The sequence below is a fragment of the Pseudomonas sp. BF-R-01 genome, from assembly GCF_019946615.1.
Lineage (GTDB): Bacteria > Pseudomonadota > Gammaproteobacteria > Pseudomonadales > Pseudomonadaceae > Aquipseudomonas > Aquipseudomonas migulae.
On sequence record NZ_JAGYFX010000042.1, the window covers coordinates 38,568 to 53,203 of the forward strand.

Below are 14,636 nucleotides of genomic sequence, written 5' to 3' on the forward strand. Positions count from 1 at the left end.
TGGGGCTCTCAAATCAGATTTTTAGTAATTCGTTGAATGCGCGGGCGCGACGGGTCACTTCAGCCGTGCTCTCGGCGCCAAACAGGCCGTGGACCACCGCCAGCAGATCGACCCCGTGGGCCACCAGCGGGGCGGCGTTTTCCAGGGTGATGCCGCCGATCGCGCAGATCGGCAGGTGCAATGTGCTGCGGGCCTGGTCGAGCAGTTCGAGGCTGCAAGTCGGTGCGCCGGGTTTGGTGCTGGAATTGAAGAAACGGCCGAAGGCGACATAACTGGCGCCTTCTTTGGCCGCTTGTTCGGCGAGTTCGAGTTGCGCGTGACAGGTCGAACCGATGATCGCCTGGCGACCGAGCAACGCACGGGCCGGGGTCAGCGGGCCATCGGTCTGGCCCAGGTGCACGCCGACGTTCAGGCGTGCGGCCAGTTCGGCATCGTCATTGATGATCAGATGGGTCTTGTAGCGTTCGCACAAATCACGCAGGGCTTCAGCTTCACGCAGACGGCGGGCCTCGTCGCTGCTCTTGTCGCGGTATTGCAGCAGGGTGACGCCGCCTTCCAGCGCCGCCTCCACGTACGAAAGAAATTTACCGGCCAGTAACTGGCTGTCGGTAATGGCGTACAGGCCACGTAGTTTCATCGGGCATGCCTCATGGCGTTACGAACAGAAATCCAGTGGCAGACGGCGCGGCACGAACTGGCCTTTGCCCAACTGCTCGGCATCGCGCAGGGTGCGCCACGTGTAGTTAAGCGCGCTCTGCACGGCACTGATGAGGTTTTCACCCTGGGCCAGACGACCGGCGAGGGCGCTCGCCAATGTGCAACCCGAACCGTGGTAACTGCCGGGCAAGCGCTGGCAGGTATAGGTTTCGCGCAGACCGTCGCGGCTGTACAGGCGATTGTGTATTTCGTGTTCATCACCGTGGCCGCCGGTGATCAGCAGGTGTTTGACGAACGGCAGGAGTTTTTCAGCGCACTCGTCGGCGGTGCCTTCTGGCAGTTCAGCGAGGATGCGGGCTTCGGGAAGGTTAGGGGTGGCGATGATAGCCAGGGGCAGCAGGCGTTCGCGCATGGCGTAGCCGACTTCGTCCTTGCCCAGTCGTCCGCCGCCGCCGGCGCGCAGCACCGGGTCGCAGACCATCGGCAAATGCGGGTGCGCCTGAAGCAGTTCGACGACGGTGTCGACCATCTCCAGGGAACCGAGCATGCCCAGCTTGACGGCGGCGACTTCGGAGTCGTTGAGCACGGCGTTGGCCTGAGCCAGCACCCACTCACGGTCGAGGACGCGGAAATCCGTGACGTTGACCGTGTCTTGCACGGTCAGGGCGGTGACGGCCGGAGCCGCATGACATCCCTGGGCAAGCAGGGCTTCGATATCTGCCTGCAAGCCGGCGCCACCACTTGGGTCGTGGCCGGAGAGACAGAGGACAACGGGGCGAGAGCTGTAGATATTCATGGTGCGCGAGCTTACCACCAAACATCGATTTTCGGGTGCAGTGCCCGCCAGGTCTGCCGATAGAGAGTCATGGGCTGGCAATGCAGCCCTCCGGGATTGTCATAATCTGACCGAGCAAACAGTAATGGCTCGATATGCTTCGCTGGAACGCCCGTGCTAGAGCCTTTTCAAGAAAAATTTCAATGGTGTTCAATGGCCATCAACGGCTATGCTAGAGTGGATCCAAACCAATAACAGGTAATGCCGGTTTTACGTCTACTCAAAAGGAATGAGGGGCTTCCTGAGATAACCGGACAGGCCACGCTGGGGCTTAAATGCGCTATTTGCTGATGTTGCTGTTTTGCTTGCCCCTCATGGCAAGCGCAGTCGAGTTCGATGAGTTCACTCAAAGCCTGCCCTTGGGCCGAACCCTGCAAGTGTTCGAAGACGCCGATGGTCAGGCGAGCATTGCCGATATCCGCGCGCAAGCCGCTGCCGGACACTTCAAGCCCCATGACAAGGCCACGCTCAACGCCGGTTACTCGCGTTCGGTATTCTGGCTGAAAATCGACCTGCATTACCGCCCGACCAATCCCGCTGCACAGCGGACGTGGCTGCTGGAACTGGCCTATCCGCCCCTCGATCACCTTGATCTGTATTTGCCTGATGCCGGCGGTGGCTATCAATTGGCCCGTCAGACCGGCGATGCCTTGCCGTTCAGCAGCCGCGAGATTCGCCAGAACAACTACCTGTTCGATCTGAACTTCACGCCCGACCAAACGCAAACCGTGTACTTGCGCCTGCAAAGCGAAGGGTCGATCCAGGCGCCGGTCACGTTGTGGTCGAGCACCGCGTTTCTTGAAGAACAGCCGGTGCGGCTTTATGTGTTGGGCATGATTTACGGCGTATTGCTGGGGATGCTGGTCTACAACCTGTTCATCTACCTCAGCGTGCGCGACACCAGCTACCTCTATTACATCTTTTATATTGCCTCGTTCGGCCTGTATCAGCTGTCGGTGAATGGCGCGGCCGTAGAGTATTTCTGGCCAGACAACCCGTGGTGGGCCAACGCCGCGACGCCGTTCTTCATTGGTTGCGCAGGGCTGTTCGGCAGCCAGTTCGCCCGCAGCTTCCTGCAAACGGCGACCCTCAGCCGCTGGCTCGATCGCCTGCTGCTGGCGTTGATTGCGTTCAGTGCGGTAGTCGTCGGGTTGTCATTGATGACCAGTTACGCCCTGGCCCTGCGCCTGGCGACGACGCTGGCCCTGTCGTTCACCGTGGTGATTTTCGCCGCAGGGTTTTTCGCCTGGTGGCGCGGCTTGCGGGTGGCGCGCTATTTCATCATCGCCTGGTCGGCGTTTTTGCTCGGCGGCATCATCAATACGATGATGGTGCTGGGTTACCTGCCGAACGTATTCCTGACCATGTATTCCAGCCAGATCGGTTCGGCGATTGAAGTGGCGCTGCTGTCCCTGGCCCTGGCCGACCGCATCAACGCCATGCGCGAGCAACAGGCGCAAACCTTGTTCGATGCAGGGCAGAAGCTTGAAGTGCTCAACCAGCAACTGGCGCACAGTAACAAGCTCAAGGATGAATTCCTCGCCACGCTGACCCACGAATTGCGCACCCCCATGAACGGCGTGATCGGTTCGCTGGAATTGATGCAAACCGTCGAGATGGACCCGGAGCTGGAGCAATACCAGCAAACGGCCGCCGGTTCGGCGCGCGACATGATGCGCATGGTCAACGGCATTCTTACCCTGACCGAATTGCAGGCCGGCAAGCTCAAGGCTTCGGCGTCCACCTTCAGTTTGCGCAGCGTGGTCGATACCTTGCGCGTGCAGTTCGAAGGCAACGCGTCGGGCAAGTCGCTGGACTTCAAGGTCGAGGTGACACCGGGCCTGCCGGACCGCTTGTACGGCGATAACGTCAAGTTGGCGCAATGCCTGGAATGCCTGCTGGATAACGCGATCAAGTTCACGCGAGTGGGCGGGGTGGCGCTGCGGGTCTCGGGTAAAAACGCGGAGCCCGGCAAGCTGGCATTGTCCTTTGCGGTGATCGACACCGGCATCGGTTTCACCGATCTGGGCGAGGCGACGCTGTATCAGCGGTTCTTCCAGCTCGACGGCTCGATGACCCGTGAATATGGCGGCCTTGGTGTCGGCCTGGCGATCTGTCGACAACTGGTCGACCTGCTCGGCGGGAACCTCACGCACCGCTCCGAGCCAGGTCGCGGCAGCCGCTTCCAGCTTGACGTCGAGTTTGAATTGCCGGTGGTCGAGCGCGTGACAACGCCATTGATGACCCGGGAGTTCCCGCGCCTGCGCCTGCCTCAGGACTGCACGGTGCTGCTGGTGGACGACAACAGCATCAATCAATTGGTGATGCGTGGCATGTTGCTCAAGCTCGGGTTTCGGGTCCGTACGGCGGACAACGGGGTGGCCGCACTGGAAGTCCTGCAGCGTGAAACCTTCGACGCTGTACTCCTCGATTGTCAGCTACCGCCCCTCGACGGGGAGTCTGTCTGCTGCCAGATCCGGGACTTGCCGGGGTGTGCCGAATTGCCGGTGTTCATGATTGCCTTGAGTGCTGATCGGGAGCGCTGCCCAACCGGTGCCTTGATCGATTACCTGAGCAAACCGGTGAAATTCGAAGATTTGCAGGCCGCGTTGTATCGACGGGTGCTTTGTCCAAAACAAGGCGAAAGCGCCGACAGTTAGGCGGATATGCCACTTTGTTCGGCCTCGGGGCAGTGCTTAACTGAACTCCTTGGCTGACCAAAGGAGCCCCGTCATGAACCTGCATCAGTTCGCCGAAACCCATGAAGTCACCAACCAGCCGCCGTCGCTGGACGGCGCCAACCTGTATCGCATCGATCTGCCTTTGCAGGAGTGGTCGCAGCGTTTCGGGGCCGGTTGGGCCGAGTCGCGGATCGACGCTTACGGCGCGCTGGCCGGCGGGCCGCTGATGGAAGCGGGGTTCCTGGCCAACCAGAACAAACCGGTGTTCAGCAGCCACGACCGCTACGGTCATCGCATCGATCTGGTGGAATTTCACCCGGCGTATCACGAGCTGATGCGCACGGCGATCGAGCACGGGTTGACCTCGCTGCCCTGGGCGCATCCACAGGACGGCGCCCATGTCGCCCGCGCTTCCATGACCTACCTGCACAGCCAGGCTGAAGCCGGCAGCGGTTGCCCATTGACCATGACCTTCGCCAGTGTGCCGGCGATGCGCTTGCAAGCGGACCTGGCCAAGCAGTGGCTGCCGAAAATCCTCGCCACCGAATACGATCCGCGCAATGTCGGCATGGCCCACAAGGCCGGTGTCACCATTGGCATGGCGATGACCGAGAAACAGGGCGGCACCGATGTGCGGGCCAACACCACCAAGGCGTATCCGGTGGGTGCCAGCGGACCGGGCCAGGCCTACGAACTGGTCGGCCACAAATGGTTCTGTTCTGCGCCGATGTGCGATGCCTTCCTCACGCTGGCCCAGACCGACAAAGGTTTGACCTGCTTCCTGTTGCCACGCCATCGCCCCGACGACACGCGCAATCAGTTCTACATCCAGCGCCTGAAAAACAAACTCGGCAATTGCTCCAACGCCTCCAGCGAAGTCGAGTTTCGCGGTGCGCTGGCGTGGATGGTCGGAGAAGAGGGGCGCGGCGTTCCGACCATCATCGAAATGGTTGCCATGACCCGCTTCGATTGTATGGTCGGTTCCAGCGCCTTGATGCGTCAGGCGCTGACCCAGGCCAGTCATCACTGCGCCCATCGCAGCGTCGGCGGCAAGCTGCTCAGCGAACAACCGTTGATGCAGAACGTCCTCGCCGATCTGGCCTTGGAGAGCGAAGCCGCGTTGGCGTTGAGCCTGCGCATGGGCAAGGCGCTGGATCATCTGGATGACGGGCACGAAGCCAAATTCGCCAGGCTGGTGACCGCCGTGGGCAAGTACTGGATCTGCAAGCGCGCGCCCGCGATGATCAACGAAGCCGCCGAATGCATGGGCGGTGCCGGGTATGTCGAAGACAGCATCCTGCCGCGCTTGTACCGCGAGGCACCGGTCAATTCAACGTGGGAAGGTTCCGGCAACGTGCAATGCCTGGATGTGTTGCGGGCGCTGTCGAAAGAACCGGGTGTGCTGGATGTGCTGTTCAGCGAGTTGGGCGATGGTCACGGCGACAAACGGCTGGCCGCACACATCAGCCAGTTGCAGGCGGCGTTCAAGGACACCGGCGACATTCAGTATCGTGCGCGGCAGCTCACAGAGGACATTGCGTTGGGGCTGCAAGCCAAGTTGTTGCTGGAGGCCGGCAATTCGGCGGTCAGCGATGCGTTCATCGCCAGCCGACTTGGCGACGCTGGTCGCGTATACGGTGCTTTGCCGCGTGGGCTGGATGTCGAAGCGATCGTCGCCCGCTCGACCCCGCATCTATAACCAACACAAACCCCCTGTGGGAGCGAGACCGGCTTGCCGGCGATAGCGGACTGGCAGTCAACTTATTCATTGACTGACACACCGTCATCGCCGGCAAGCCGGTCTCGCTCCCACATTGGATCTACTGTGGACTTGGCATTTGTGTAGCCACCACTGTTCCCGTGAAGCGACGATGCAGGCAAGATGAAGGCCTGCAAGTCAGAACACAGGATGCTGATCGTGACCGAAGCTTTTATTATCGTTCAAACCGCCGAGCAAGCCGTGGACCGGCTTGCTCACTTGCACAATCGCGCAACCACCGCGCTGAGCCAGGCGCTCAAGCGTTACCTCAAGGATCGAGTTGAACCGGACGCCGAACAGCGTGCGATGTTTCGTTATCCTGAACTGCGTCTGACCTACCACTGCCAGGGCGAAGTCCCGCAAACCACCCGCGCCTACGCCAAGGTGCAGCTGCCGGGGACCTACAGCGTCACCGTCACCCATCCGGCGGCTTTCCGTAAATACTTGCTGGAACAGCTCGTGCCGTTGATGCACGACTTCACCGTGACCGTGGAAGTCGGCATCAGCCAGCAGAACATCCCTTATCCGTACGTGGTCGAGCAGGGCGATGAACTGGCCGGCTCCGGCGTCACCGCGGCCGTGCTGGCGCGGGTGTTCCCGAGTACCGACCTGTCCGCCGCCACCGATGGTATCGCTGACGGTTTGTACGATTGGGAAAACACCGATCCGCTGCCGCTGGCCCTGTTCGACGCCGCGCGGGTGGATTTCTCCCTGCGCCGCCTCGTGCATTACACCGGCAGCGACTGGCGCCATGTGCAGCCGTGGATTCTGCTGACCAACTACCACCGCTACGTTGACCAGTTCATTGTTCATGGCCTCGAGCAGTTGCGCAGCGATCCGCGTTTCGTGCGCATGGTGCTACCGGGCAACGTGATCATCGAAAAGAGCATGGATCACGGCGAAGCGTCGGCGATTGCGGCCGGCGTGGTCTGGCATCGCTATCAAATGCCGGCCTATCACCTGATCGCCAGCGACGGTCATGGCGTGACCCTGGTGAACATCGGCGTCGGCCCGTCCAACGCCAAGAACATCACCGACCATTTGGCGGTATTGCGTCCGCATTGCTGGCTGATGATCGGTCACTGCGGCGGTCTGCGTCAGTCGCAGACCATTGGCGATTACGTGCTGGCTCACGCCTACATGCGCCGCGACGGGATTCTCGACCGGGTCGTGCCGCCGAACATTCCGATTCCGGCCCTGGCCGAAGTGCAGATGGCGTTGCAGCAAGCGGCGGCCAACATCACTGGCGAAAAGGGTGACGAGCTGAAGAAACGCCTGCGCACCGGCACCGTGCTGACTTACGACGACCGTAACTGGGAATTGCGCTGGGCCCAGGAACGTCCGCTGATCAACCTGTCCCGCGCCGTGGCGGTGGACATGGAAAGCGGCACCATCGCCGCGCAAGGTTATCGCTTGCGGGTGCCGTACGGCACATTGCTTTGCGTCTCGGACAAACCGCTGCACAGCGAAATCAAGCTGCCGGGTTCGGCCAACGCCTTTTATGAGCGCGCGGTCAGCCAGCACTTGAAGATCGGTATCGAGGCGGTGGACTTGTTGCGCACCGAACTCAACTCATTGCACTCGCGCAAACTGCGCAGCTTCGACGAGCCGCCGTTCCGCTGATTGAGAGTTGTCATGGTCATTTGGCGGTCAGGGCACTAGCATTAGCAGCCCTGACCGTTAGATGTTCTCTTCGCCATGTCCCGTCCCCAACGTCCCGTTTCTCGCCGCCCTGGCGCGAACACCCCGTCATCAGCCCCGCGCCGTGTCGCCAAAGCGCCGCCGGCCGAGCCGAAGCTGATCCTGTTCAACAAACCGTTCGATGTGCTGACGCAATTCAGTGACGGTGAAGGGCGGGCGACGCTCAAGGATTTCATCGAGATTCCCGGGATTTACCCGGCAGGCCGTCTGGATCGTGACAGCGAAGGGTTGTTGCTGCTGACCAACGACGGCCAGCTCCAGGCGCGGATTGCCGACCCCAAGCACAAACTGGCCAAGACGTATTGGGTGCAAGTGGAGGGCGAGCCGAGTGCCGAGCAGTTACAGCGTTTGCGTGATGGCGTCGAGCTGAATGACGGCATGACCTTGCCCGCGCAAGCGCGGCAACTGGATGAGCCGCAACTGTGGCCCCGCAATCCGCCGGTGCGCTTTCGCAAAAGCGTGCCGACCAGTTGGCTGGAACTGGTGATTCGCGAGGGGCGTAACCGTCAGGTCCGGCGCATGACCGCCGCAGTCGGCTTGCCGACGTTGCGGCTGGTGCGGGTCAGGATCGGCGACTGGTCGATCGAAGGGCTCGATCAGGGCCAGTGGAAAGAAGTGCCGGCGCGCTTATAACGTGCCGGATTCGATCAGGCCGATCACCACGCTCTTGATCACGAACGCGGCCACGCCCAGACCGAGCACGAAGAACAGGATGAACGAGCCAAAGCGCCCGGCCTTGGATTTCTTTGCCAGATCCCAGACGATGAAACCCATGAAAATGATCAGAATGCTGACCAGTCCGGTCATCATCCACTCTTCGAATACTGCAGGATCCATCGGACATCTCCAGCGGGGGCGGGGCTAAAAGGCGCTGGAGTATACGGCATGGGGGATTGGTGCGGCATTGACCTGCGGCAGCGTGTCGCAGCTATTCGTCGCCTGTTCCGGCCCCTTCGCGAGCAAGCCTCGCTCCTACAAAGGCTCGCGCAAAACCTGTAGGAGCGAGGCTTGCCCGCGAAGGCGTCCTCAGCTACGCAGATGAGTCAGCGGCAGTTCGGTGCTGTTGAGCACCTGATTCAACACAAAACTCGACCGCACACTCGTCACCCCTTCAATCCTTGTCAGGTGCCCCAGCAGCAATTTCTGATAGTGATCCATGTCCGGCACCACCACCTTGAGCTGATAGTCCGCATCCATCCCCGTCACCAGGCTGCATTCAAGCACTTGCGGCAAGGTGCGAATCGCCGCTTCGAAGTTCTCGAATCGCTCCGGCGTATGCCGGTCCATGCCGATCAGCACGTAAGCAGTCAGGCTCAGGCCAAGCATTTTGCGATCCAGCAGGGCCACCTGGCGGGTGATGTAGCCGTCGTCTTCCAGTTGCTTGACCCGGCGCGAGCACGGTGAAGGTGACAGGCCGATGCGTTCGGCCAGCTCCTGGTTGGAGATGCGCGCGTCGCGCTGCAATTCCGCCAAAATGCTCAGGTCGTATCGGTCGAGTTTGCTCATCAATCAGGCCTTTGTCATATCGATTGCGGCAGATTATCTATCCAGGGTTAAAAATTGCGCAAGTCATGTTTATTTGAGCAATCTTCGCAATCCTCTGCCGGCGCCCCAGGCCTATTCTTATCACCAGAATCACTGCTCGGACAAACAGTCCACAGCGGCTCGCCCAATCAGGCCAGTCGCGGCCGCCACCCCCACCGGGGATGTGCCGGCCCCCGAGCTGCACACTGTCCAGAAGACGGCGTGAGGTGAGCCGACGTCATAAGCGTCGAGCACGGACGAAGTTCTCAAAGGGAGGCCGACGGGTCTCCCTTTTCTTTTGCCCGCAATTTTTCACCCGCCCTCAATAAATAAGTTGCGCGACTGATAACCTGTTGCAGAACCGGCCTGTGCTTTCCCAGTCTTACGTACAGGCCCTAACCCGCAGTGAGGAAAAGCATGAAGTCGCGCATCTGGCGTTTGGCCGGTGTTGGTTTGCTGTGTGTCAGTGTCACTGCGCAATCGCTGGCCGATGAGCCGCAGAACCGGGGTTCCGACAATGGACAACGCGGTGACGGTCATCAGGGCAACAATCAGGGCCGTGGCGGCAACAATCAGCCGCGTCCGCAAAACAACGACATCATTCGTGGCGACAACAGTCGTCAGTTCGAGAACAACGGCCAGTCGCGCAATGGCGGGCAGTGGCAAAACAATCAGCCGCGAGACAACCCGCCGCGCGACTTCAACAGTCCCGTCCGGCCACCACCGCCGCCGCCGCAATTGCCGGCCAACGACTTGCCGATCCAGGGCCGGCCCGACACCGTGCGCCAGACCCAGCAGCCGCAACGTGGTTACTATCAGGACATCCCGCGAAACAATGGTTACAACCAGCAATGGCAGACCGTCGGGCCGGGTTCACGTCCCGACGATCATCATTGGGCCGGTCGTCCGAATGGCCACGGTAACGGTTGGGGGCCAGGCCCGCAGTACCGTCCCGGGCATGTGATCGACCGCTTCCCGGACCGCGACTATCGCGTGCCGTATCGTGGGCAGGATTATTTCTTCTCCGGCGGCTACTGGTATCGCCCGCTCGGCCCGCGTTATGTCGTGGTGCAGCCGCCGCGCGGGATTCGCGTCAGCTACCTGCCTGATTACGCCCGTGAAGTGTGGATCGGTGGCGCGCTGTTGTTCCTGGCGGCGGGCTCGTACTACGCCTATCAGGAAAGCACTCAGGATTACGTGGTGGTCGAGCCGCCCGTGCAACCGCAACCGACCGGCAATGGCTATGACGTGGTGGCGTATCCCGCCAACGGGCAGTCGCCACAGCAGGTCAATCAGGACGGCTACGAGTGTTATCAATACGCAGTGCAGCAGAGTGGCTTCGATCCGCGCACGGCCACCTACCAGCCGGATCCGTCGGTGGTGCAAGCCTACCGCCAGGCCCAGGGCAACTGCCTGAGCAGTCGCGGGTATCAGGTGAGTTTCTGATTTGCCCTGGCGGCCTTCACCACTTCCTGCGGGTCGGCGTGCACCAGCACCTCGGCTCGCGGGTACGCCGCGTGAATTGCATCGGCCGCCTGATCGCTGATGCCGTGAGCGACTGACAGGGTCAGCTCCCCCGGCAATTCCAGGTGCAATTGCACGAACCACTGGTTGCCGGAAACCCGTGTGCGCAGGTCATGCGCGCCCAACACCCCCGGTACGCTGCAGGCCAGTTCGAGCATGTGTTGGCTGACGTCTGGCGGCAGCTCCTCGTCCATCAGCACCTTAAAACTTTCCCGGGCGATTTGAATGGCGCTCCAGAAGATGTAGGCGGCGATCCCTAATCCAAACCACGCGTCCATCTGATGCCAGCCAACCCCGGCCAGCACCAGCGCAACCAGAATGCTGCCATTGAGCAGCAAGTCCGAACGGTAATGCAGGGAATCGGCGCGCACCGCGTTGGAGCCGGTGGCCTTGACGACCCGATGCTGCAACATCAGCAGGACCAATGTCAGCGCCAGGGAAAACACGATCACGCCGATGCTGATCCACGGAGCACCCACCGGTTCCGGATGCTTGAGCCGATCAAACGCCTGCAACGCAATCAGCACCGCACTGCCACCAATGAACAACGCCTGCGCCATGCCCGCCAGCGATTCGGCCTTGCCGTGCCCGTAACGGTGATCTTCATCGGCGGGGCGCAAGGCGTGATGCACTGCCAGCAGGTTGAGCAGCGAGGCGATACCGTCGAGGGCCGAGTCGGTCAACCCGGCGAGCATGCTCACCGAACCGCTCAACCACCACGCGATGGCTTTGGCGACGATCAACGTGCACGCCACCGCCACCGAGGCACGGGTCGCCAGCCGCAGCAGGCGGGCGTGTTCGGAGCTGGAAATCATAAGTGCGGCTATTCCTTTATGTGCACGGATTACGCGGCAGGTTGCAGGCCGAGCAAGGCCAGTTGCTGAGTGCTGCCCTTGTGTTGAATCAAACGTGGATCGTCCAGCGGGAAGCTGCGGCCCAGTTCGGTTTCAAGAATAGTCTGCAATTTGTGGGTATCGACCTTGCCGTCGGCACCGATCGCTTCCTTGAGTTTTTCCGGTGCCACCTGCGCGGTCTCGCCCGGTGCGTAGTAGATCGCGCCGGTGGCGAAGTCCACGGCAAACGCGATCAGGCCGGGGATGATGTAGAACAGCAGGCCCACGGCATCCAGCGCGGCGATGGCCGGGTCAATCTTGCCTTCGATCTGCCCGCGGCGATCAGGGTAGAAGATCGAGCCGCAAGCGGTTACCTGGGTCAGCAAGGTGGCAACCAATACACCGCCAATCAGGCGAAAGGGAACACGCATATGAAATCTCCTGGGTAATTTCAAAACGAAAGGGCGTCTCTATGAATTAGGACCCTGATAAACGCCGAGCAGTTCGCCGTTATACTCGGCCCTCTGTTTGGGAGCCAGCATGATTTCTTTGCCGATTGATGAAGTTTTACCCGCCCTGCGTGAAGCCTTGGCGACACGCCACGAAGCCGTGCTCGAAGCACCGCCCGGTGCCGGTAAAACCACCCGTGTTCCATTGGCCCTGCTCAACGAGCCATGGCTGGCCGGGCAGACCATTCTGATGCTCGAACCGCGTCGGTTGGCTGCACGTGCGGCGGCGGAGCGCTTGGCCAGTGAGCTGGGCGAGAAGGTCGGTGAAACCGTCGGTTATCGCATTCGGCTGGACAGCAAAGTCGGGCCCCGGACGCGGATTGAAGTGGTCACCGAAGGCATCCTCACCCGGCGCTTGCAGGATGATCCGGCGCTGGAAGGCGTGGGCTTGCTGATCTTCGACGAATTTCATGAACGCAGCCTTGATGCCGATCTGGCCTTGGCCCTCAGCCTGAATGGCCGGGAACTGTTCCGCGATGATCAACCGCTGAAAATTCTTTTGATGTCGGCCACCCTTGAAGGCGAACGCCTGGCCGGGTTGCTCGATGACGCGCCGATCCTGCGCAGTGAAGGGCGCATGTACCCGGTGGCGATGCGCTGGGGCCGACAGTTCCAGCCCGGTGAATTCATCGAACCGCGCCTGGTGCAAACCATCCTCGAAGCCTTGAACGATGAAACCGGCAGCCTCCTGGTGTTCCTGCCGGGACAAGCGGAAATCCGCCGGGTGCATCAACAACTGGCCGATGCGCTGGGCGAAAACACGCAGGTGTTGCTCTGCCCGTTGCACGGTGAACTGGACCTCGCCGCGCAACGTGCCGCGATTGATCCAGCCCCGGCGGGCAAACGCAAAGTGGTGCTGGCGACCAACATCGCCGAAACCAGCCTGACCATCGACGGCGTGCGTGTGGTGATCGATGCCGGGTTGGCACGAGTGCCGCGCTTCGATCCGGGCAGCGGCATGACCCGCCTCGACACGCAGCGCATCTCTCGCGCCAGCGCCACGCAACGTGCGGGGCGGGCAGGTCGGCTGGAGCCGGGCGTGTGTTATCGCTTGTGGTCGCAGGATCAACACGAGCAACTGGCGGCGTATGCCAGTGCGGAAATTCTTTCGGCGGACCTTGCCGGTCTGGCGTTGCAGCTTGGCCGCTGGGGCGTGACACCGACGCAACTGGTGTGGCTCGACGTGCCGCCCGCCGCCGCGTATGCCCAGGCTCAGGACTTGCTTGATCGCCTTGGCGCACTGGACGGTGAGTCGCTGACCCGCCACGGTCAGGCCATGGCCGAATTGCCGGCGCATCCGCGCATCGCCCATTTGCTGCTGCGCGGTCAGGCGCTGGGCTTGGCGGACATGGCGTGCGATGTTGCGGCGTTGCTCGGCGAGCGGGATATCTTGCGCGGTGCCGGCGCCGATCTGCACAGTCGACTGGTGCTGTTGTCCGGCGAAGAGCGTGCCGCACGCGGTGCTCAGGGCGGTGTTCAGCGAGCGCGGCAACTGGCGCGTCAATACCGTGGTTATCTGCGTGGCAAGGCGTCGGAGCCGGTCAGCGATCCGGAGCACCCGCGCTGGCTCGGCGCCTTGCTGGCGCTGGCCTATCCCGACCGTGTCGCGCAGCAACGTCGAGCGGGTGGTGCGGAATATCGCCTGGCCAACGGTCGCGCGGCGTTATTCGCCGAAGCCGACAGTTTGATGAAACAACCGTGGCTGGTAATCGCCGATCTCGGCAGCCGTCAGGGGCAGCGTGAGGAACGGATTTATCTGGCGGCGGATTTCGATCCGGCGTTGTTCGATTCGGTGCTCGCCGAACAGGTGCGGGTGGTCGATCAGCTGGATTGGGACGAGCGCGAAGGCGTGTTACGCGCCGAGCGTCAGCGCAAGGTTGGCGAGTTGATCCTAAGCCGTGAACCGTTGACCGGGCTCGATGAAACCGCGCGCAGTCAGGCGCTGGTGAATCTGGTGCGGCGCAAGGGGCTGGAGCTGTTGCCGTGGACGCCGGAGTTGCGTCAGTGGCAGGCGCGGGTGGCGTTGTTGCGGCAGTTGGACATGGCCAGCAAGGATCAGAGTGAGTGGCCGGATGTCAGTGATGCTGCGCTGCTCAAAAGCCTTGAGCACTGGTTGATGCCGTATCTGGGGAAGGTTTCGCGGCTCAGTCATTTTGCCAATCTGGATCTCTCAAGCATTGTTCATAACCTATTGCCGTGGCCGCTGCCGCAACGGCTCGATGAGCTGGCACCGCATCATTTGAGCGTGCCGTCGGGGTCGTCGATTCGTCTGGATTACAGCGAGCAGCCGCCGATTCTGGCGGTGCGGTTGCAGGAGTTGTTCGGTTTGGCCGAAACCCCGCGCATCGCTGGCGGGCGGCAGGTGGTGAAGTTGCATCTGTTGTCCCCGGCGCGGCGGCCGGTGCAGGTGACACAGGACCTGGCGAACTTCTGGCGCAGCACCTATGCCGAGGTGAAAAAGGATCTGAAGGGGCGGTATCCGAAGCATTATTGGCCGGATGATCCGTTGGTGGCCGAAGCGACCGCACGAATCAAACCCCGGAAGTGAGGTGCCCCCCACTGTAGGAGCCGGCTTGCTGGCGATGGCGTCCGTCCAGTCAATAAATCAGCGGC

12 protein-coding genes are annotated in these 14,636 nt (G+C 61.5%); 6 read left to right on the top strand and 6 right to left on the bottom strand.

The genetic code is table 11. The annotated features are described in order from the left end of the window. Positions 1–13: 13 nt before the first annotated feature. Both thiE and KGB27_RS17025 read right to left on the bottom strand, forming a co-directional pair. Positions 14–637, bottom strand: a complete 624-nt coding sequence (gene thiE, locus KGB27_RS17020; protein WP_008044565.1) for a thiamine phosphate synthase — start codon at positions 635–637, stop codon at positions 14–16. 18 nt (positions 638–655) lie between these two features. Further along, a complete protein-coding gene (locus KGB27_RS17025) occupies positions 656–1,453 on the bottom strand; it encodes a hydroxymethylpyrimidine/phosphomethylpyrimidine kinase (protein ID WP_008044566.1) in 798 nt (265 codons plus the stop codon). A gap of 314 nt (positions 1,454–1,767) precedes the next feature. Here KGB27_RS17025 and KGB27_RS17030 point away from each other — a divergent pair, with 314 nt between their 5' ends. From KGB27_RS17030 to KGB27_RS17045, 4 genes are all read left to right on the top strand, one after another. Then, positions 1,768–4,152, top strand: a complete 2,385-nt coding sequence (locus KGB27_RS17030) for a hybrid sensor histidine kinase/response regulator (RefSeq protein WP_223555418.1) — start codon at positions 1,768–1,770, stop codon at positions 4,150–4,152. 73 nt (positions 4,153–4,225) lie between these two features. Further along, entirely contained in the window at positions 4,226–5,872 is a 1,647-nt protein-coding gene (locus tag KGB27_RS17035; RefSeq protein WP_223555420.1) for an acyl-CoA dehydrogenase family protein, read from the top strand. 183 nt (positions 5,873–6,055) lie between these two features. After that, a complete protein-coding gene (gene amn, locus KGB27_RS17040; RefSeq protein ID WP_177318196.1) occupies positions 6,056–7,555 on the top strand; it encodes an AMP nucleosidase in 1,500 nt (499 codons plus the stop codon). 75 nt (positions 7,556–7,630) lie between these two features. Further along, positions 7,631–8,266, top strand: a complete 636-nt coding sequence (locus KGB27_RS17045; RefSeq protein ID WP_008035145.1) for a pseudouridine synthase — start codon at positions 7,631–7,633, stop codon at positions 8,264–8,266. On the opposite strand, the gene KGB27_RS17050 is transcribed toward KGB27_RS17045, so the two are convergent. After that, positions 8,261–8,470 carry a DUF2788 domain-containing protein gene (locus KGB27_RS17050; protein WP_007937369.1) on the bottom strand — a complete coding sequence of 70 codons (210 nt, stop codon included), beginning with the start codon at positions 8,468–8,470 and terminating at the stop codon, positions 8,261–8,263. The genes KGB27_RS17045 and KGB27_RS17050 overlap by 6 nt on opposite strands. A 189-nt stretch (positions 8,471–8,659) precedes the next feature. Next, complete coding sequence (locus KGB27_RS17055; RefSeq protein WP_007894448.1) at positions 8,660–9,139, bottom strand: Lrp/AsnC family transcriptional regulator; 480 nt, start codon at positions 9,137–9,139, stop codon at positions 8,660–8,662. Between the two features lie 435 nt (positions 9,140–9,574). On the opposite strand from KGB27_RS17055, the gene KGB27_RS17060 reads away from it, so the two are divergent. Beyond that, positions 9,575–10,603, top strand: coding sequence for a DUF6515 family protein (locus KGB27_RS17060; RefSeq protein ID WP_223555423.1), 1,029 nt, complete (start codon positions 9,575–9,577; stop codon positions 10,601–10,603). Here the strand turns inward: KGB27_RS17060 and KGB27_RS17065 are convergent. Together KGB27_RS17065 and KGB27_RS17070 are read right to left on the bottom strand one after the other, a co-directional pair. Then, positions 10,588–11,496 (bottom strand): cation diffusion facilitator family transporter, encoded by a 909-nt coding sequence (locus KGB27_RS17065; RefSeq protein WP_223555425.1) that lies wholly within the window; start codon positions 11,494–11,496, stop codon positions 10,588–10,590. The two genes, KGB27_RS17060 and KGB27_RS17065, sit on opposite strands and share 16 nt — an antisense overlap. A gap of 29 nt (positions 11,497–11,525) precedes the next feature. Continuing rightward, positions 11,526–11,945 (bottom strand): hypothetical protein, encoded by a 420-nt coding sequence (locus KGB27_RS17070; RefSeq protein ID WP_008035153.1) that lies wholly within the window; start codon positions 11,943–11,945, stop codon positions 11,526–11,528. Between the two features lie 109 nt (positions 11,946–12,054). Here KGB27_RS17070 and hrpB point away from each other — a divergent pair, with 109 nt between their 5' ends. Next, positions 12,055–14,571 carry an ATP-dependent helicase HrpB gene (hrpB, locus tag KGB27_RS17075; protein ID WP_223555427.1) on the top strand — a complete coding sequence of 839 codons (2,517 nt, stop codon included), beginning with the start codon at positions 12,055–12,057 and terminating at the stop codon, positions 14,569–14,571. The last annotated feature ends 65 nt before the right edge of the window (positions 14,572–14,636 follow it).